The following is a 17,609-nucleotide window of genomic DNA, read 5'->3' as shown; positions in this document are numbered from 1 at the left end:
CGACCCTGAGTCGCGACCCGACGCGTTATCTCGATGCGGGGTTGCGCACGCGCGCAGGAAATCGTTCAGCCGGGCCTTGAAGGAAGTCATCGCCGAGATTGGCCGGCAGTGTTTCCCGCACGACCTCCAGCCACGCACGTGCCGCGTTCGACAAATAGCCGTTGCGCCGCCAGCCCACGGCCATGTCCCAATGAATTTCCGGCGCGATCACCGGCCGGCAGGTGAATGCGTTGACATCGAGCCGCCGGCAATACGGCGCGGGCAGCAACGCAATACCGACGCCCGCCTGCACCAGCGCCGCCATGAAATCCCAGTGGCCGCTGCGCCCCACGATAGCCGGCGCGAACCCTGCTTCGCGGCAGGCGTTGAGCACGAGATCTGACAACGCGAGGCTTTCGCCGTAGAACACGAACGGTTCCCGCGCGAGATCGGCGAGCGGCACGTCCACCAGCGCGTCCCAGCGCGAGCCTTTCTGCGCAACGAGCCAGAGTAATTGGCGGCTGATCGGCAGTACGTCGAACGTGGCGAGATCGACCGGTTGCAGCACGCCGCCAAGCTCCATTTCACCATCGATCAGCGCCGCCTCGATCGCCTTCGAGCCACGCTCGAACAGCTTCAATTCCACCTTCGGATAGCGCTTCTTGAATGTGGCGATGGCCGGGGTGAACAGCGTTCCGCCCATGGGCGGAATCCCGATAGTGAGGGTGCCGCGCCCGAGTTTGCCGAGATCGTTGAGTTCAGCTTCGAGTTGCGCGTGCGCCGCCAGTACGTCGAGTCCGCGCTGATAGACGATCTGGCCGGCGTCGGTGAGCACCATCTGGCGGCTCTCGCGCAGCAGCAGTGGCGAACCTATTTCGTCCTCGAGCGACTTCACCATCTTGCTGATGGTCGGCTGCGTGACGAACATTTTCTCCGCCGCAGCGGTGAAGCTTTTCTGCTTCACGACTTCGACGAAATACCGCAACGATCGCAATTCCATACAAACCCCTTGAATTCCAAATTGGAATGCATTTGATAAATTTAAGTCACTTTGATTATGGTGTGGCGCGCGCTATATTTGGCTAAAGGTTAACCCTATCAATGAGCTGAAAGATCTGTCATGCCCCTTCCTGCCGATGTTTTGCCTTCATCGAGACAATCCGCTAATGCTGGCGTTGCCGCCCAGTCGCGCGGCGCGTTCAGCCGCTTTGCGCGCATCGCGCTGCAGAGCGCCGGACTTGCGGCAATCTGGCTGGTCGCGGATTTCGTTGCGCGCACCTTCCACTTGCCGGTGCCGGGCGGTGTCGTCGGATTGCTGATCTTGCTCGCGCTGCTGTTCTGCGGCGGCGTTGCGCCGCGCTGGGTCAAGGCCGGCGCGGACTGGCTGCTCACCGACATGTTGCTGTTCTTCATTCCGGCCGCGGTTGCCGCCGTTCAATACGGTGGCTTGTTTCGTGAAAACGGCTGGCGCTTGGCGCTGGTCGTGGTGTTCGGCACGCTGATGGTGATGGTCGCCGTCGCGTTTGCCGTGGAACGGGCTTCCAGGCTTGAACGCTGGCTGGAATTGCGCCGCCTGATGGACGTGCGGGGTGCGCGGAGTGCGCGCCACGCCGCCCGCGCCTGACGTTTAATGTTTACTGCCATCGCGATGACCCCTCTCTACGACTTCCTGTTCGCCGATGCCGCCGCGCGCCCAATCGCGGCGGGATGTTTCGTGCTGACGGTGTTGCTGTATTTCGCGTCGAAGCGGCTTTACGCTCGTTTCCCGCGCCCGTGGCTTTCGCCCTTGCTGACAGTTCCGGCGGCGCTGGTCGCCGTGGTGTTGTGCGCACGCATTCCATACCCTGTTTATTTCGCCGATACCCGCTGGCTCATGTGGCTGCTCGGGCCCGCTACCGTTGCGTTCGCCGTGCCGATTTTTGAATACCGGCAATTGCTGAGGAAGCATTGGTTGTCGTTATCGGTGGGGGTGACGGTTGGGATTCTGGTGGCGGTCGGCGGCTCGTTGATGCTGGCGAAATTGCTGCATTTGTCGCCGGAATTGCAGCGCAGCCTCGCTACTCGATCGGTATCGACGCCCTTTGCGCTCGCTGTCTCCGACAAGCTTCATGCGCCGAAGGATCTCACCGCGTTGTTCGTGATCGCGACGGGCGTGGTTGGCATGCTGTTTGGGGAAATCGTGCTGGCGCTTGTACCTTTAAGATCACGCTTGGCGCGCGGTGCGCTTTTTGGCGCGGCCGCGCATGCCGTGGGCACGGCGAAAGCGCGCGAACTCGGCAGCGAAGAGGGCGTAGTCGCCAGCCTGACGATGATGATCGCCGGCGTCGTCATGGTGTTACTGGCGCCGGCATTGGCGTTTTTACCGTTCTAAGGCGCCCCGGGATTGTGGTCCGCGCGCGGCGAGCTGCTACGGACGCGGGCAAAACAAAGCCCGCGCTCAAACGCGCTTCCTCCATCCCAATTTGCTACAATCCCAACTCGCTTCGAGGAGCGTTGCGACGGCTTTCAACAACGAAGGCCGCCAGGCTCGAAGCATTCAATCGGACGGAGTGACCGGCGCTTTCAGAGAAGTAAGCGCTTGTTGAACCACCGCATCGAACGGCGCTCACGTCAAATTTCTATATTTCCATTTAGAAAGGAGGGCGTGATGAACGCCGCAGTTCTCGATTCAAACACCAACAAAGATTTCGTCGTCGCCGATATGTCGCTTGCTGCCTGGGGCCGCAAGGAACTGAACATCGCTGAAACGGAAATGCCCGGCCTCATGCAAACGCGTGAGGAATACAAGGTATCGCAGCCGCTGAAGGGCGCGCGTATTGCCGGTTCGCTGCACATGACCATTCAGACCGGCGTGCTGATCGAAACGCTGACCGCACTGGGCGCGGACGTCCGCTGGGCATCGTGCAACATTTTCTCGACGCAGGATCACGCAGCCTCGGCCATTGCCCAAGGTGGCGTACCGGTGTTCGCGTTCAAGGGCGAATCGCTCGACGAATACTGGGAATTCTCCCACCGCATTTTCGAATGGCCGAACGGCGAATTCGCCAACATGATCCTCGACGATGGCGGCGACGCCACGTTGCTGCTGATCCTCGGCTCGAAGGCAGAAAAGGACCGCTCGGTCATTGCCAAGCCGGAAAACGAAGAAGAAATCGCGCTGTACAAGTCGATCGCCGCTCACCTCGACATCGACCCGACGTGGTATTCCAAGCGCCTCGTGCACATTCAGGGCGTGACGGAAGAAACGACGACGGGCGTGCATCGTCTGTATCAGATGGAAAAGGAAGGACGCCTGCCGTTCCCGGCCATCAACGTGAATGACTCGGTCACGAAGTCGAAGTTCGACAACCTGTACGGCTGCCGTGAATCGCTGGTCGACGGTATCAAGCGCGCGACTGACGTGATGATCGCCGGCAAGATCGCGGTTGTTGCCGGTTACGGCGATGTGGGCAAGGGCTGCGCGCAATCGCTGCGCGGTCTGGGCGCGACGGTGTGGGTCACGGAAATCGATCCGATCTGCGCGCTGCAGGCAGCCATGGAAGGTTATCGCGTGGTCACCATGGAATATGCCGCCGACAAGGCCGACATTTTCGTGACGGCCACGGGCAATTTCCATGTGATCGGCCATGACCACATGAAGGCGATGCGCAACAACGCAATCGTCTGCAATATTGGTCACTTCGACTCGGAAATCGACGTTGCATCGACGCGCCAGTACACGTGGGACAACATCAAGCCGCAAGTCGATCACATCATTTTCCCTGACGGCAAGCGCATCATCCTGCTGGCTGAAGGCCGCCTGGTGAACCTGGGTTGCGCGACCGGCCACCCGTCGTTCGTGATGTCGGCATCGTTCACCAACCAGACGATTGCGCAGATCGAATTGTTCGTGCACGGCGACAAGTACGAAAACAAGGTCTACGTGTTGCCGAAGCATCTTGATGAAAAGGTTGCGCGTCTGCATCTGGGCCGTATCGGCGCTGAACTGACCGTGCTTTCCGACTATCAGGCCAGCTATATCAGCGTGGACAAGATGGGTCCGTTCAAGCCGAATCACTACCGTTATTGATCGCGGCGGTAGTGTCGTAGCACTCAGCGCGTGCGCATGGGTTCAATTAACAAGCCCATGCGCATGAAACTTCAAGTACCAGGAGACCATCGATGTCCGTGCTGCTGACCTGGCTGATCAACGCGCTCGCGCTGTTGATCATCACTTACCTCGTGCCATCGATTCACATCCGCAGTTTCGGCACCGCGCTGATCGTCGCGATCGTGCTCGGGCTGATCAATACGTTCCTGCGTCCGTTGCTGGTGCTGCTCACGCTGCCGGTGACCATTCTCACGCTCGGGTTGTTCATCCTCGTCGTGAATGCGCTGTGTTTCTGGTTGTGCGCTTCGTTGCTGAAGGGCTTCGAGGTGTCGGGTTTCTGGTCGGCTTTCTTCGGCTCGATTCTGTACAGCATCGTGTCCTGGCTGCTGTCGGCGTTGATCCTCGGTCAGCGCAACTTCTAAGAACGCGAGTGCCTTGCGCGCGCGTTCCACTCCTCCCATGAAACCGATCGAACTCTCATTCGAGTTTTTCCCGCCGAAAACGCAGGAAGGAATCGAGAAATTGCGCGCGACTGGCGCGCAGCTCAAGGCGCTCAACCCGAAGTTCGTCTCCGTGACGTTCGGCGCGGGCGGTTCCACGCAGCAAGGCACGCTCGATACGGTCGTCGAGATGATGAAGCAGGGACTCGAAGCGGCGCCGCATTTGTCGTGCATCGGGTCGTCGAAGGAGAGTCTGCGGGCCATTCTCGGCGCGTATCGCGAGCATGGCATTCGTCATATTGTCGCGTTGCGCGGCGACTTGCCTTCGGGCATGGGTGAAGTCGGCGAGTTGCGGTACGCGTCGGAACTGGTCGGCTTTATTCGCGCCGAGCATGGCGACTGGTTCAACATTGAAGTCGCGGCGTATCCGGAATACCACCCGCAGGCGCGCTCGCCCAAATCCGATATGGATAACTTCGTGCGCAAGGTGCAGGCCGGCGCGAACTCGGCGATCACGCAGTACTTCTTCAACGCGGACGCGTATTTCCGTTTCGTCGATGACGCCCGCAAGCTGGGTGTAGAGGTCCCTATCGTGCCGGGCATCATGCCGATCACGAATTTTTCGCAGCTGATGCGTTTCTCCGAGATGTGCGGCGCGGAAGTGCCGAAGTGGATTGCGCGCCGGCTGGAAAGCTATGGCGACGATAAAGAAGCGATCCGCGCGTTCGGACTGGATGTAGTGACCGGTTTGTGCGAGCGGCTGGTGAAGGAAGGCGCGCCGGGGCTGCATTTTTATACGCTGAACGGCGCGGCCGCGAGCAAGACGATTTGCGAGCGGTTGGCGTTGCAGGGGCAATAACGACGCCTGGGCTTCTCGGGTGCCGCTGCAGGTGGAGCGCAATTTGAAAGTGGGGCGATCGCGACTTGCAAATCGCGATCGCTTTTTTGTTGAAACGAAAGCCGTTGGCAACTAACGATCTTCACGTGCGGGTAGATGCGCTCGTGAGGCGCCAATTGACGAGCAATTGTCATTACGGGGTATCAGAAACTTTGACTACTCAAGGCGACGACCAGACCCATTTTTGTGTTGTAAAGTACCGGTCAAGTCAGGCCGTCCAGCCGATTTTTCGGCTGGACAAACGCTGAAGGGGCAATGCTTGCTGAACTAGCTTGCCGATTTATTAACCGAGGCGTATTGCACCTTGCAACTTACCGTTACCAACCAAAAATCAGCAGCAGGCGGGCGCAAGCGCGACGCTGCCCACTCAACCCGCGTCCCTCTCAATGACGTGGAAGAACAACCATCCGCAAAGCCCCTGTCCCAAAAGGATTCGGGTGCGTATTACACCCCCGACGGAGTCGCCGAGACTCTACTTCATTGGGCGATACGCAGCGAAAGTGATCGGTTGCTTGATCCATCCTGCGGCGACGGACAATTCATTGCCGGACATCGTAATAGTGTTGGCATTGAGCAGGACTCGGCTGCGGGAAAACTAGCCTCTCAGCGTGCTCCGTGGGCATCGATTCACGAGGGTGATTTTTTCGACTGGGCGTCGACCGCGAAAGAGCGCTTCGACTGCGCGGCGGGTAATCCGCCGTTCATTCGGTATCAAACTTTCAAAGGTGAAGTTCGAAACCGGGCGACAGCACTTTGTGCACGGGCCGGAGCCCGCTTTAGCGGCCTGAGCTCGTCGTGGGCGCCTTTTCTCGTCGCAACGGCAACCTTACTGAAACCCGGTGGCCGGATGGCGTTTGTCGTACCTGCGGAAATCGGGCACGCGCCATACTCGGCGCCATTGATCGAGTATTTTGCATCGCACTTTGCGGTGCTGCATATCGTCGCCGTAAGGGACAAGCTTTTCCCTGAGCTTTCGGAAGACTGCTGGCTGATTTTCGCCGAAGGCTTCGGTCAGAGCACGGCGGAAATTCGATTCTCATCCATGCCGCGTTTCAAGCGGATGGGAGTACCCCCAAAGACGTTTATTCGCGTGCCAATGATCGACTGGCGTGCCTGGGGCTGTCGGCTTCGTCCCTTCTTGATGCAGGCCAACGCTCGCAAGCTATACCGCGGTGTGGTGGAGGACGACCAAACGAAGCGCTTTGGTGAGTTGGCGAACATCGGAATCGGCTACGTAACAGGAGCCAACAGTTTTTTTCACCTACGTCCGTCGGAGGCAAGTCGTCTTCGCATTCCGAAGCAATTGTTGCATCCAACTGTTCGCAATGGTCGTGCACTTCCGAAGCAGCGGCTCACCGCCTCCACAGTGGGGATGTGGAAGGAAAACGACGAGCCAATTCTTCTGCTGCGTATGCCGAAGTCGGGACCGGTTCCGGCCTCGGTAGCGCGATACCTTGACTCCGATGCCGGCGTCGAAGCGCGCGAGGCCTACAAATGCAGAGTTCGTGATCCTTGGTATTCCGTGCCCGATGTGCAAGTTCCCGATTTCTTCCTTTCGTACATGTCCGGGCTGGAAGCCAATCTGGTCCGAAATGAAGCAGGGTGCACCTGCACGAACTCCGTTCATAGCGTTCGATTGCGGCAGGGGGTGGATTCGTCGCACCTTCTCGATATCTGGGAGTCGCCGTTTATCAAATTGAGTTCCGAGATCGAGGGGCATCCGCTCGGTGGCGGCATGCTGAAACTTGAACCGCGCGAAGCCAGCCAAATTGCTTTTCCAGAGAAAACGACCCTTGAGCATGTAGATGTTGCCATCGTGGAAGAGGCGCTGACGACGCTGCGCGAGTGGAGGCACTATGCCACTGCGTAGAGATGCGATCGATGGTGACTCACGCATTTGCCAATGGATAAACCAGCGGGAAGCGCTTCATCACTTTGCGACTTATGACGGCAAGACGCAAAGTCAGCAGCATATAAAACCTTTGCATTGGTATGTCGCATGTCGGTTGGTCCTTGAAGGGGGCTTCCATCCAGACGACATCACGCCTCGCCCGCCATTTTCCGTTGTCACGCGGAGCGGCAGGTCTTATTTGCATTTTGATCCGACCTTGGCGACGGGTTCTGAAAGAACGATTCTCGGGGGCTTGAAGACCAAAAATGTCGATGTGGTCGTGACTAAGGACGGGATTGGTCCGGTCCTGGCGATTTCTTGCAAAGGGATGATGGGTGCGTTTCGCAACCTGACCAATCGCATGGAAGAGACTATCGGGGAATGCACGAACCTTCACATCACGTATCCCGCCATGGTGTTCGGTTACATGTTCGTGATACGTGCAAATCGTACGATGGTTGCTTTAGCGGAAGGTCTCGAGTCGGAAGAGACCCCAGCGCGTCAACTTCTTGCCAATGACATCGCGGTTCGCGAGGGTGGCGAACCTGTGGAATCAATCTTCCGCTTTCATTCGGCACTGCGAGAACTAACGGGCCGTCGTGGCATTCGAGATGATGTGAGCGGTTATGAAGCAGTCACATTAGCAATGGTCGATATGGCGGAAGGCCGCGCCGGCTACATTCTGGGCGATTTCCCGCCTCAAGATAGTCCGCTTCGGATCGAGCAATTTTTTCAGGCGCTCTATTTACGGTATGAGGAGCGCTATGTGTTTGGCGCGCCCGATCTCAAGCCGGTGACTCGCCGATTGGAATGGGCGTCGCGCTCGCCCGCCTTGGAAATAGCGCTGATCGATGGAGCCCCATATCCAGTACTCGATTACGAAGTACGGGTCGACGTGGAGTCGTGAGCGTCTTAACTATCGCCATAGTGCAACTGCAAAACGCGCTAAAGATCGAATAACCCGCGCGGCATTCGCCGCGCGGTTCTTCTGTGCTTTTCGTATTTCCCCGTCCCTCGCTCAATCACCTTGAAACAAGGTGCATAACGAAACGTGATGGACTCATGTTTTCGGCGCGCAACAATCCTGATCTTTAGCTTAAATTTACATTTCTTTCGTGCTACGGTAGCGCCCGAATTTGCCGTCGCGCGTGAGTTTGCCGACAAAGCGTGAATCGATGAAAACCGCGCTGAATCGCCCCAAAATCTCCCGACTCGTAGAAGTTAAGCGAAAACACGGCCTTTTCAACCCTGTTGCCTGGCTTGCCGGACACGCGCGCGGAAGCTAATTCCCATAGGGAATTTCGTCGCCTTGTTCCCCCCGGCAAAGCTCAGTAATATCGCGCTACGCTGGTTTTAGCCGGCATCGATCCTGGAGGAAACATGAAGAAAATTGGCCTGTTACGAGGCGCTCGTCTGTCGATGGCTTTAAGCGCCGCCATCGCGGCGTCGCTCGTAACCGCGAGCGTCGCTCATGCAGCACCCATTCCCAACAAAACGCTCGTCTACTGCTCAGAAGGCAGTCCGGCCGGTTTCGATCCCGCGCAATACACCACGGGCACCGATTTCACCGCGAATACATTCACGGTCTATAACCGCCTCGTCGAATTCGAGCGCGGCGGCACGAAAGTAGAACCGGGCCTCGCGGAAAAGTGGGACGTGTCGGCCGATGGCCTCACTTACACGTTCCATCTCCGTCATGGCGTGAAGTTCCAGACCACGTCATTCTTCAAGCCCACACGCGAATTCAACGCGGACGACGTGCTCTTCACGTTCAACCGCATGCTCGATCCGAACCAGCCGTTCCGCAAGGCTTACCCGACGTCGTTCCCGTACTTCACGGACATGGGCCTGGACAAGCTGATCACGAAGATTGAAGCAGTCGATCCGTACACGGTCAAGTTCACGCTGAAAGAAGTCAACGCGCCGTTTATCCAGAACATGGCGATGGAATACGCGTCGATCCAGTCGGATGAATACGCTCAGCAACTGCTGAAAGCGGGCAAGGCTTCGGACATCAATCAGCAGCCAGTTGGCACGGGTCCGTTTATTTTCCGCAGCTACACGAAAGACGCGACCATCCGTTTCGACGGCAATCCTGATTACTGGAAGCCGGGCGTAGTTAAAATCTCGAAGCTGATTTTCTCGATCACGCCGGATGCCGCCGTGCGCGTGCAAAAGCTGAAGAACAACGAATGCCAGGTGATGGCCTATCCGCGTCCGGCTGATATTGCACCGCTGAAGGCCGACACGAACCTCGACACGCCGTCGCAACCGGGCTTCAACGAAGGCTACGTGGCGTACAACACGACGAAGAAGAACGTCGATAACGTCGATGTACGCCGCGCGCTGGACATGGCGATCAACAAGAAGGCGATTATTGAGTCGGTGTATCAAGGCGCAGGTCAGGCCGCGATTGCTCCAATTCCGCCGACCGAATGGTCCTACGACAAGAACCTGAAGGTTCAGGCGTACGACACCGCGAAGGCCAAGGCGCTGCTCGCGAAAGCCGGTTACCCGAACGGTTTCGAAATCAACCTGTGGGCCATGCCGGTCCAGCGCCCGTACAACCCGAACGCACGTCTGATGGCCGAAATGATCCAGGCCGACTGGGCGAAGATTGGCGTGAAGGCGAATATTGTGTCGTATGAATGGGGCGAGTACATCAAGCGCGGCCACGCAGGCGAACACGACGCCATGCTGATCGGCTGGACGGGCGACAATGGCGATCCGGATAACTGGCTCGGCACGCTGCTTGGTTGCGAAGCGGTGAACGGCAGCAACTTCTCGCACTGGTGCTATAAGCCGTTCAACGACCTGGTCATCAAGGGCCGCAATACGTCCGACCAGGCGCAGCGCACGGAGGCTTATATGCAGGCGCAGCAAATTTTCGCTGACCAACTGCCGTTTTCGCCGATCGCTCACTCCACGGTGTATCAGCCGACGAGCAAAAAGGTCATCGGCATGAAGATCGAGCCGCTGGGTTACCTGCGTTTCGACGGTGTCGGCGTGCAGTAAGCTGGTAGCAGTACGCTTCGCTTGATGCACCAAAACTAAAACTAGTCGAAAAGGTCCGGCGACAAGGGTCACAAGCCCGCGTCGCCGGTCGCGTTTTTCCTCCCCAAAGAGACGAACCATGTTCCGATTCGTTCTGCGGCGCATAGGCATGGTGATCCCGACGTTCATCGGCATCACGATCCTGGCGTTCGCGTTAATCCACCTGATCCCGGGCGATCCCATTGAAGTCATGATGGGCGAGCGCGGCGTGGACCCGGCCATGCACGCCGAAGCAATGAAGCGGCTCGGGCTTGACCTGCCGCTTCCTGTTCAATATTTCCACTATGTCGGACACGCGCTGAAAGGCGACCTCGGCATGTCGATCATCACGAATACGAGCGTGATGGGCGAATTCATGGCGCGCTTTCCGGCGACGCTCGAACTCGCGATCTGCGCGATGATTTTCGCTTTGGTGATCGGATTGCCGGCCGGCGTGGCCGCTGCGTTGAAGCGCGGCACGGTCGTCGATCATGGCGTGATGGGCACCGCGCTCACCGGTTATTCCATGCCGATCTTCTGGTGGGGCTTGATCCTCATCATGTTCTTCTCCGCGAAGCTGGGCTGGACGCCGGTTTCAGGGCGTATCGCGGTGGAATACGACATTCCGCATCGCACGGGCTTCATGCTGTGGGACGCACTCTTTTCCGACGATGAAGGCGCGTTCAAGTCCGCCGTCAGTCACCTGATCCTGCCGACCATTGTGCTGGGCACCATTCCGCTCGCCGTGATCGCGCGGATGACGCGTTCATCGATGCTCGAAGTGCTGCGCGAGGATTACATCCGCACCGCGCGCGCCAAAGGGCTCGCGCCGGGACGCGTGGTGATCGTGCATGCGCTGCGCAATGCGCTGATTCCCGTGGTGACCGTGATCGGCCTGCAGGTCGGTACGCTGCTCGCCGGCGCCGTGCTGACCGAGACGTTGTTCTCGTGGCCGGGCGTGGGCAAATGGCTCATCGACGCCATCAGCCGGCGCGATTATCCCGTCGTGCAGGGCGGTATCCTGATGATCGCGACGCTCGTCATTCTTGTGAATCTGGTCGTCGACTTGATGTACGGCGTGCTGAATCCGCGCATTCGCCACACGAGGTAAGCCAATGGCCGATATCCAAAATAATCCTGGGGCGTTGATCCCCGTCCCGAGCGGCCGATTCCTCGCCGGCCGGGAATTCTGGGCCAATTTCTCGCGCAATCGTGGCGCAGTGGTGGCCGGCGCGATCGTGCTGATCCTTGTGTTCATCGCTATTTTTGCGCCGTTGATCGCGCCGCATTCGCCTATTGAGCAGTATCGGGACAATGTGAAAATTCCTCCGGCCTGGCTCGATGGCGGTAACTGGCGCTTCGTTCTGGGTACCGATGAAGCCGGCCGTGACATCCTCTCCCGCCTGATGTACGGCGCGCGGCTGTCGTTCTGGATCGGCTTTGTGTCGGTGGTGCTGGCGTTGATTCCGGGCATTGTGCTTGGGTTGATCGCGGCGTTTTTCCAGAAATGGGCCGATACCCCGATCATGCGCATCATGGACGTGCTGCTCGCGCTGCCTTCGCTGCTGCTGGCGGTCGCGGTGGTTGCGATTATCGGGCCGGGGCTGATGAACACCATGCTCGCCATCGCGATTGTCGCGTTGCCGGGTTATGTGCGTTTGACGCGTGCCGCCGCGCTGGGTGAACTGCAGCGTGAATACGTGACGGCATCGCGCGTGGCCGGGGCCGGCACCGTGCGGCTGATGTTCTCGCAAGTGTTGCCGAACTGCGCCGCGCCGCTGATCGTGCAGGCGACGTTAGGGTTTTCGTCCGCCATTCTCGATGCCGCCGCGCTCGGCTTTCTCGGCCTCGGCGTGCAACCGCCGGCGGCGGAGTGGGGCGCTATGCTGGCCTCGGCGCGTGATTACATCGAAAGTGCGTGGTGGATCGTGACCATGCCCGGGCTTTCCATCCTCATTTCGGTTCTGGTGATCAACCTGCTCGGCGACGGGCTGCGCGATGCACTCGATCCCAAACTCAAACGGATGGCCTGAACATGAGCGATCTACTCACCATCCGCAATCTCGCTGTGAGCTTCAATGGACTGCCGGCGGTTGATCGAATCGATATATCCGTCAAACCCGGCGAAGTCGTCGGCGTTGTCGGCGAATCGGGTTCCGGCAAAAGCGTCACGATGATGGCGCTCATGGGCCTGATCGATGCACCCGGTATTGTCACCGCCGATCAGGTCACGTTCAACGGCGTCGACTTGCTGAAGGCGTCGGCGCGGCAACGCAGGAAGATTATCGGCAAGGACATCGCCATGGTCTTCCAGGACGCGCTGTCGAGCCTGAATCCGAGCTACACCGTCGGGTATCAGATCAAGGAAGTCCTCAAGCTTCACGAAGGCCTGAGAGGCGCGAAGCTGCAGCAACGCGCGCTGGAATTGCTCGATCAAGTGGGGATTCCCGACGCGAAGAGCCGTATCGATGCCTTCCCGCACCAGATGTCCGGCGGCATGAACCAGCGCGTGATGATCGCGATGGCGGTCGCCTGCAATCCGAAGCTGCTGATTGCCGATGAACCCACCACCGCGCTCGACGTCACCATCCAGGCGCAGATCATGGAGTTGCTGGTCAAGCTGCAGAAGGAGCGCGGCATGGCGCTCGTGCTGATTTCGCACGATCTCGCGGTTGTGTCCGAGGTCGCGCAGCGCGTGGCTGTGATGTACGCGGGCGAGATTATTGAAACGAATCACGTGCCGACTATTTTCAGCGAACCGCATCATCCGTACACGGAAGCGTTGCTGGCGGCTATTCCCGAACATAGCCGCGGCGCCGCGCGTCTCGCGGCCTTGCCGGGCATGGTGCCGGGCCGCGATGATCGTCCGACCGGCTGTTTATTCGCCCCCCGCTGCAAGTACGCTGTCGACGATTGCCGCAAGGCGCGGCCGGCGCTCTTTCAACTCGCCCCGAACGATCCGGCAGTGCGCGCACGCTGTATCAAGCCGCTGAACATGGAACTCGTGGCAGAACACGGAGGCGCGCGATGAATGCCGTTCCTGAGACTTTCGCTAAAGACGCTAAAGACATCGTCCTCGTCGCCGATAAACTCGCCAGGCACTACAGCGTCAAGCGCAGCATGTTCCAGCAGGGCACCGTGAAAGCGTTGAACGGCGTGTCGTTCTCGCTTGAACGTGGCAAGACGCTTGCCGTGGTGGGTGAATCGGGCTGCGGCAAATCGACGCTCGCGCGTCAGTTGACGATGATCGAAGCGCCCACGTCCGGGCGTTTGCTGATCGACGGCGAAGACGTGGCGAACGCGAACCGCGCGAAAATTGCCGACTTGCGGCAGCGCGTGCAGATGGTGTTCCAGAATCCGTTTGCTTCGCTGAATCCGCGCAAAACCGTCGAGCAGACGCTGGGCGAACCGCTCGCGATCAACACGAAACTGTCGTCCTCGGAGCGCGCCGAACGTATCGCGCACATGATGCGGACCGTTGGCCTCAGGCCCGAACACGCGACGCGGTACCCGCACATGTTCTCGGGCGGCCAGCGCCAGCGGGTGGCTATCGCGCGTGCGATGATTCTCGATCCGCAGATCCTGGTAGCCGATGAACCCGTGTCCGCGCTCGATGTTTCCATTCAGGCGCAGATTCTGAATCTGTTCATGGATCTGCAGCAGCAGTTCGGTACAAGCTATGTGTTCATCTCGCACAACTTGTCGGTGGTGGAACATATCGCCGACGACGTCATGGTGATGTATTTTGGCGGTGTGGCCGAACTTGGCGACAAGGCAACCATCTACGCACGGCCGCGTCATCCGTACACGCGCGCGCTGATGTCGGCAACACCTGCCTTGTTCGAAGAAGACCGGCGCATCAAGATCCGGCTGCAAGGCGAAATGCCTTCGCCGCTTAACCCTCCATCAGGTTGCACATTTCATCAGCGCTGCCCGTATGCAATCGATAAATGCCGCGTGGAAGAACCGGCGCTGCGTTTCGTCGATGGACGGCACGTCTCGTGTCACCGCGCCGAGGAAGTCGGGGAGATCGAGGCCTGAACCGCAAACGGCGCGGCAGGTTGCGCGCCGTTTTGCTGCGGGTTTTGCTGCGAGTTTTGCTGTTTCGATGGCAGCGATCCTGGCCGTTGTTTGCGTTGCGCCGCGTTCAGCTTTCGCTGTGACCGGCGCGCGTTCGCCGCCGGGCGCGGCGGTCCCACCCACGTCTGCTACTTCGTTGCCGGGCTCATTGCCCGGATTAAGTCTCCCGCCTGTGCGTCCGGCTCCCCCTGACGTAGACCGTTCCGACGGGACCACCGCCAGTGGTCCGGTGCAAGCGCAACCGGCGCATATGCCGTTCTACGTCGCGACCAAAGGCCAGGTCACTATCTACGTGCTTGGCACGCTGCACGTGGGTTATGCCGACGACTATCCCGCCAGCCAGCCGTTTCGCAAGCTGATTCTCGGCGCGCTCGATGCATCGCCCACTCTCGCGCTGGAAATCTCCCCTGACGACCTGCTCGTATCGGCGGATGAAGTCAGCAAATACGGCGCGTGCCGGGGGCCGTGCCTGTCGCGGTATCTGCCCGATGCGCTGTGGAAAAAGCTGGAAACACGCATGCACGGCAACCCCGCCATGCTCGACGATATCAGCCGGTCGAGGCCATGGCTCGCGTCGATGCTGGTTGAAACCGTCGATACCTTGAAGGCCGGATTCCAGACCGAGTTCGGTACGGAAACGCAATTGCAGAACGTGTATTTGCGGCCGCGCGGGCGGGTGATCGGGCTGGAGACGCTTAACGAGCAGATCTCCGCGTTCACGCGGCTCACGCAGGCGCAGCAGCGGGAAATGCTCGCGCAGGATCTGGTGCAGACGCCGGCCGAGAATGTTGCCGATGTGAAGGAGCTGCATCGGTTATGGCGGATTGGCGACGCCGATGCGCTCAAGGCATGGGACGACGCCAAGACGGAGAAACTGGCGAGATCGAGACGGCTGGCCACGCAGATCGATAATCGCGTGGTGGTCGACCGGAACTATCGGTTCGCGGCGCGAATGGTGGCGATGGCGGCGCCGAACAAGCCGGTGTTCGTGGCTATCGGCGCGTTGCATCTTGGGGGTAATCGGGGCGTGCTGGCGTTGCTTAGAAAGCGTGGGTTCATGGTGGACCCGGCTTGAAGTTCCCGGCGTTTGCCAGACAAATTGTTCACGCGCGCATGAGAAATATCGAAATAGTAAACAATGCCGAGTTTCAAATCGATTATTTATATAATTCTGATTATTTAAATTTAGATTAAATGAATTTTAGGAATTGACCTATTTTCCATTATCGAGTTGCGTTTGTATGCTTCGCGGCCTGCATGGGTTGGTGACATGACTTGAAATGTTAGAAAATTCGGCTCATTTCCATTGATTAATACACCGATATCCCGCTTCTTGCCTCGGAATTGTTTTCAAGATATTGCGGCTTGAAGAACTCCAATTACCCGGCCAGAAAGCGTATCTCCGCCCACAAAGCAAAAAACCTGTAGAACCCTCTCGCGCCGCCCCCGTAGGCGCAAGGCAAGCGCATCCCTATCTGTTCGAAAAATAAAAAATCCCTCACGTACGGACAAGGATGACTGCAATTCAAATTGCGCCGAATCGTAATTGTTAATTAATAGTATTAAGAATTATCCGGAATTGTTTAAAAATCTTTTTAAGAGTTTCCCTATCTCCGTTCCCGGATTGAATTTGTATGCTTCGCCGAACGTGTGATTTATTGAAAAGACGCATTTTCGTTAGAAACCCGACTCGTATCCAGTAGTAAGTACATTCAGCCCTTTTGAACCATATAAGTTATCTGTCATGAATCGCGACAAGACCAATTCCGCAGCCACGGACCGCACCGGGTTTTATCTGGCCCACGTGCACGCAGTAATTTGCGGGGTGGCGCTGGCTGCATCGGATGTACTGGCCATTGCCGTCGCCGGACATGTATTCAACGGCCCGGGTGCGTGGCCCGGATCTCACTTTTTCGAGCGCTTCGATCACGCGCCAGTTGCGGCATTTATCGCCGGCGCTCTTGCCATTCTGCGATTCGCGGCGCTGCGCCATTACGCGAACCGTCTGCCCATGCTGCGCGAGTTGCGCGAACTCTTTGGCACGCTCATCTTCGGCTGCGCCTGTCACGTTGGTTTGCTGCTTCTTCGCGGCTATCCGACGGAGATAGTACCCGCAGTGCTGATGTGGCTCTACGCCGCCGCCCTCGTGCCGCCCGGGCGGCTCGCGGTCAAACTCGCGTTAATGAAGATGCGTCTCTGGCAACGCGATCTGTATGTGATCGGAAGTGGTCAGCTGGCGCTTGATGCCGCGACCGCAGTGGAGACCGAGCTGCTCATGGGGCTGGCACTGAAGGCGTTCGTGCCCGCAGGAAAGAGCCTTCTGCCCAGCGACGCGCGGGTTGCCTCGCTGAGTCCGCTCGATGCGCCGTCGCTTGCCGGGTCCGTCGTCATGGTCGCCCTCGATCGAGAGGACGCTGTTTTGCAACAGGCCTGGCTGCGCGCACTCGGTTCGGTGCCGGCGAGCGTAGTCATCGTGGCTGATGTCCCCGGCGTGCCGCTTCATGGCATGAGAACGACTTATGTGAAGTCGCACGAACTCCTGTTGATGCAAGTTCGCGACAATCTGAGCCGCTGGCATGTGCGCTTCTTCAAACGCTGCCTGGATCTGGCCGGAGCGATTTCGATTTCGATGATGCTCGCGCCGTTCCTTCTTTATATCGCGTGGCAGGTGCGCAAGGACGGCGGGCGGGCGATCTACGGTCACCCGCGTATCGGACGCAATGCTCGCGCTTTCAACTGCTACAAGTTTCGCTCGATGGTGGTCGACGCGAATGCGAAACTGGCCGAGTTGCTTGAGCGCGACCCTGAGGCGAAACGCGACTGGGAGCGCGACTTCAAGCTGAAGAACGACCCGCGCGTGACACGCGTCGGCAACTTTCTGAGGCGCACGAGTCTCGACGAACTGCCGCAGCTCTGGAACGTTATCCGTGGCGACATGAGCCTGGTCGGTCCACGACCCATCGTGCAAGCAGAACTCGAACGTTACGCCGCTGATGTTCCCTATTACCTGATGGCCCGTCCCGGTATGACAGGGCTGTGGCAGGTGAGCGGCCGCAACGACGCCGACTACACCACCCGCGTGTATCTCGATGCGTGGTACGTGCGCAACTGGTCACTCTGGTACGACATAGCCATTCTCTTCATGACGGTGCGCACGGTGTTCAAGCGCGACGGCGCTTACTAAGTCCTGCTAAATGC

15 protein-coding genes and 1 riboswitch are annotated in these 17,609 nt (G+C 58.7%); of the genes, 14 read left to right on the top strand and 1 reads right to left on the bottom strand.

Annotation, left to right across the window (positions count from 1 at the left end; all coding sequences use genetic code 11):
• Nucleotides 1-25: 25 nt before the first annotated feature.
• Nucleotides 26-979: a LysR substrate-binding domain-containing protein gene (locus ACSQ8V_RS17705; RefSeq protein WP_436206481.1), complete on the bottom strand. Its 954-nt coding sequence runs from the start codon at nucleotides 977-979 to the stop codon at nucleotides 26-28.
• A gap of 120 nt (nucleotides 980-1,099) precedes the next feature.
• On the opposite strand from ACSQ8V_RS17705, the gene ACSQ8V_RS17700 reads away from it, so the two are divergent.
• From ACSQ8V_RS17700 to wbaP, 14 genes are all read left to right on the top strand, one after another.
• Nucleotides 1,100-1,603: a CidA/LrgA family protein gene (locus tag ACSQ8V_RS17700; RefSeq protein WP_436206480.1), complete on the top strand. Its 504-nt coding sequence runs from the start codon at nucleotides 1,100-1,102 to the stop codon at nucleotides 1,601-1,603.
• 24 nt (nucleotides 1,604-1,627) lie between these two features.
• Nucleotides 1,628-2,350, top strand: a complete 723-nt coding sequence (locus tag ACSQ8V_RS17695) for an LrgB family protein (RefSeq protein ID WP_436182967.1) — start codon at nucleotides 1,628-1,630, stop codon at nucleotides 2,348-2,350.
• Nucleotides 2,351-2,458: 108 nt separating this feature from the next.
• Nucleotides 2,459-2,593, top strand: a riboswitch (S-adenosyl-L-homocysteine riboswitch).
• 33 nt (nucleotides 2,594-2,626) lie between these two features.
• Nucleotides 2,627-4,048: an adenosylhomocysteinase gene (gene ahcY, locus ACSQ8V_RS17690; protein WP_213767927.1), complete on the top strand. Its 1,422-nt coding sequence runs from the start codon at nucleotides 2,627-2,629 to the stop codon at nucleotides 4,046-4,048.
• A gap of 92 nt (nucleotides 4,049-4,140) precedes the next feature.
• Nucleotides 4,141-4,491, top strand: a complete 351-nt coding sequence (locus ACSQ8V_RS17685) for a phage holin family protein (protein WP_031364155.1) — start codon at nucleotides 4,141-4,143, stop codon at nucleotides 4,489-4,491.
• Between the two features lie 37 nt (nucleotides 4,492-4,528).
• Nucleotides 4,529-5,368 (top strand): methylenetetrahydrofolate reductase [NAD(P)H], encoded by an 840-nt coding sequence (gene metF / locus ACSQ8V_RS17680; RefSeq protein ID WP_436206479.1) that lies wholly within the window; start codon nucleotides 4,529-4,531, stop codon nucleotides 5,366-5,368.
• Nucleotides 5,369-5,711: 343 nt separating this feature from the next.
• Entirely contained in the window at nucleotides 5,712-7,277 is a 1,566-nt protein-coding gene (locus tag ACSQ8V_RS17675) for an Eco57I restriction-modification methylase domain-containing protein (protein WP_213767929.1), read from the top strand.
• A complete protein-coding gene (locus ACSQ8V_RS17670; RefSeq protein WP_213767930.1) occupies nucleotides 7,264-8,205 on the top strand; it encodes a hypothetical protein in 942 nt (313 codons plus the stop codon). The genes ACSQ8V_RS17675 and ACSQ8V_RS17670 overlap by 14 nt, the downstream gene beginning before the upstream one ends.
• A gap of 473 nt (nucleotides 8,206-8,678) precedes the next feature.
• Nucleotides 8,679-10,313, top strand: coding sequence for an ABC transporter substrate-binding protein (locus tag ACSQ8V_RS17665; protein ID WP_436206478.1), 1,635 nt, complete (start codon nucleotides 8,679-8,681; stop codon nucleotides 10,311-10,313).
• 118 nt (nucleotides 10,314-10,431) lie between these two features.
• Nucleotides 10,432-11,442, top strand: a complete 1,011-nt coding sequence (locus tag ACSQ8V_RS17660) for an ABC transporter permease subunit (RefSeq protein ID WP_436182964.1) — start codon at nucleotides 10,432-10,434, stop codon at nucleotides 11,440-11,442.
• 4 nt (nucleotides 11,443-11,446) lie between these two features.
• Complete coding sequence (locus tag ACSQ8V_RS17655; RefSeq protein ID WP_089162568.1) at nucleotides 11,447-12,364, top strand: ABC transporter permease subunit; 918 nt, start codon at nucleotides 11,447-11,449, stop codon at nucleotides 12,362-12,364.
• A 2-nt stretch (nucleotides 12,365-12,366) separates the two neighbouring features.
• Nucleotides 12,367-13,362 carry an ABC transporter ATP-binding protein gene (locus tag ACSQ8V_RS17650; RefSeq protein ID WP_436206477.1) on the top strand — a complete coding sequence of 332 codons (996 nt, stop codon included), beginning with the start codon at nucleotides 12,367-12,369 and terminating at the stop codon, nucleotides 13,360-13,362.
• Nucleotides 13,359-14,372, top strand: coding sequence for a peptide ABC transporter ATP-binding protein (locus ACSQ8V_RS17645; RefSeq protein ID WP_436206476.1), 1,014 nt, complete (start codon nucleotides 13,359-13,361; stop codon nucleotides 14,370-14,372). The genes ACSQ8V_RS17650 and ACSQ8V_RS17645 overlap by 4 nt, the downstream gene beginning before the upstream one ends.
• On the top strand, nucleotides 14,317-15,486 hold the full coding sequence (locus ACSQ8V_RS17640; protein ID WP_436206475.1) for a TraB/GumN family protein: 1,170 nt from the start codon (nucleotides 14,317-14,319) through the stop codon (nucleotides 15,484-15,486). Before ACSQ8V_RS17645 ends, ACSQ8V_RS17640 begins: the two co-directional genes overlap by 56 nt.
• Nucleotides 15,487-16,155: 669 nt before the next feature.
• A complete protein-coding gene (gene wbaP / locus ACSQ8V_RS17635; RefSeq protein WP_436206474.1) occupies nucleotides 16,156-17,595 on the top strand; it encodes an undecaprenyl-phosphate galactose phosphotransferase WbaP in 1,440 nt (479 codons plus the stop codon).
• The last annotated feature ends 14 nt before the right edge of the window (nucleotides 17,596-17,609 follow it).

The organism is Caballeronia sp. LjRoot31, from assembly GCF_964253885.1.
Taxonomy (GTDB): Bacteria; Pseudomonadota; Gammaproteobacteria; order Burkholderiales; family Burkholderiaceae; genus Caballeronia.
Note: the sequence above shows the minus strand (reverse complement) of the source record. Positions and strands in the feature narration are given on the sequence as shown.

Bases quoted from the DNA above. Each gene is read 5' to 3' on its own strand.
- ACSQ8V_RS17705 (WP_436206481.1), bottom strand. From the start codon at position 979: ATGGAATTGCGATCGTTGCGGTATTTCGTCGAAGTCGTGAAGCAGAAA.
- ACSQ8V_RS17700 (WP_436206480.1), top strand. From the start codon at position 1,100: ATGCCCCTTCCTGCCGATGTTTTGCCTTCATCGAGACAATCCGCTAAT.
- ACSQ8V_RS17695 (WP_436182967.1), top strand. From the start codon at position 1,628: ATGACCCCTCTCTACGACTTCCTGTTCGCCGATGCCGCCGCGCGCCCA.
- ahcY (WP_213767927.1), top strand. From the start codon at position 2,627: ATGAACGCCGCAGTTCTCGATTCAAACACCAACAAAGATTTCGTCGTC.
- ACSQ8V_RS17685 (WP_031364155.1), top strand. From the start codon at position 4,141: ATGTCCGTGCTGCTGACCTGGCTGATCAACGCGCTCGCGCTGTTGATC.
- metF (WP_436206479.1), top strand. From the start codon at position 4,529: ATGAAACCGATCGAACTCTCATTCGAGTTTTTCCCGCCGAAAACGCAG.
- ACSQ8V_RS17670 (WP_213767930.1), top strand. From the start codon at position 7,264: ATGCCACTGCGTAGAGATGCGATCGATGGTGACTCACGCATTTGCCAA.
- ACSQ8V_RS17665 (WP_436206478.1), top strand. From the start codon at position 8,679: ATGAAGAAAATTGGCCTGTTACGAGGCGCTCGTCTGTCGATGGCTTTA.
- ACSQ8V_RS17660 (WP_436182964.1), top strand. From the start codon at position 10,432: ATGTTCCGATTCGTTCTGCGGCGCATAGGCATGGTGATCCCGACGTTC.
- ACSQ8V_RS17655 (WP_089162568.1), top strand. From the start codon at position 11,447: ATGGCCGATATCCAAAATAATCCTGGGGCGTTGATCCCCGTCCCGAGC.
- ACSQ8V_RS17650 (WP_436206477.1), top strand. From the start codon at position 12,367: ATGAGCGATCTACTCACCATCCGCAATCTCGCTGTGAGCTTCAATGGA.
- ACSQ8V_RS17645 (WP_436206476.1), top strand. From the start codon at position 13,359: ATGAATGCCGTTCCTGAGACTTTCGCTAAAGACGCTAAAGACATCGTC.
- ACSQ8V_RS17640 (WP_436206475.1), top strand. From the start codon at position 14,317: ATGGACGGCACGTCTCGTGTCACCGCGCCGAGGAAGTCGGGGAGATCG.
- wbaP (WP_436206474.1), top strand. From the start codon at position 16,156: ATGAATCGCGACAAGACCAATTCCGCAGCCACGGACCGCACCGGGTTT.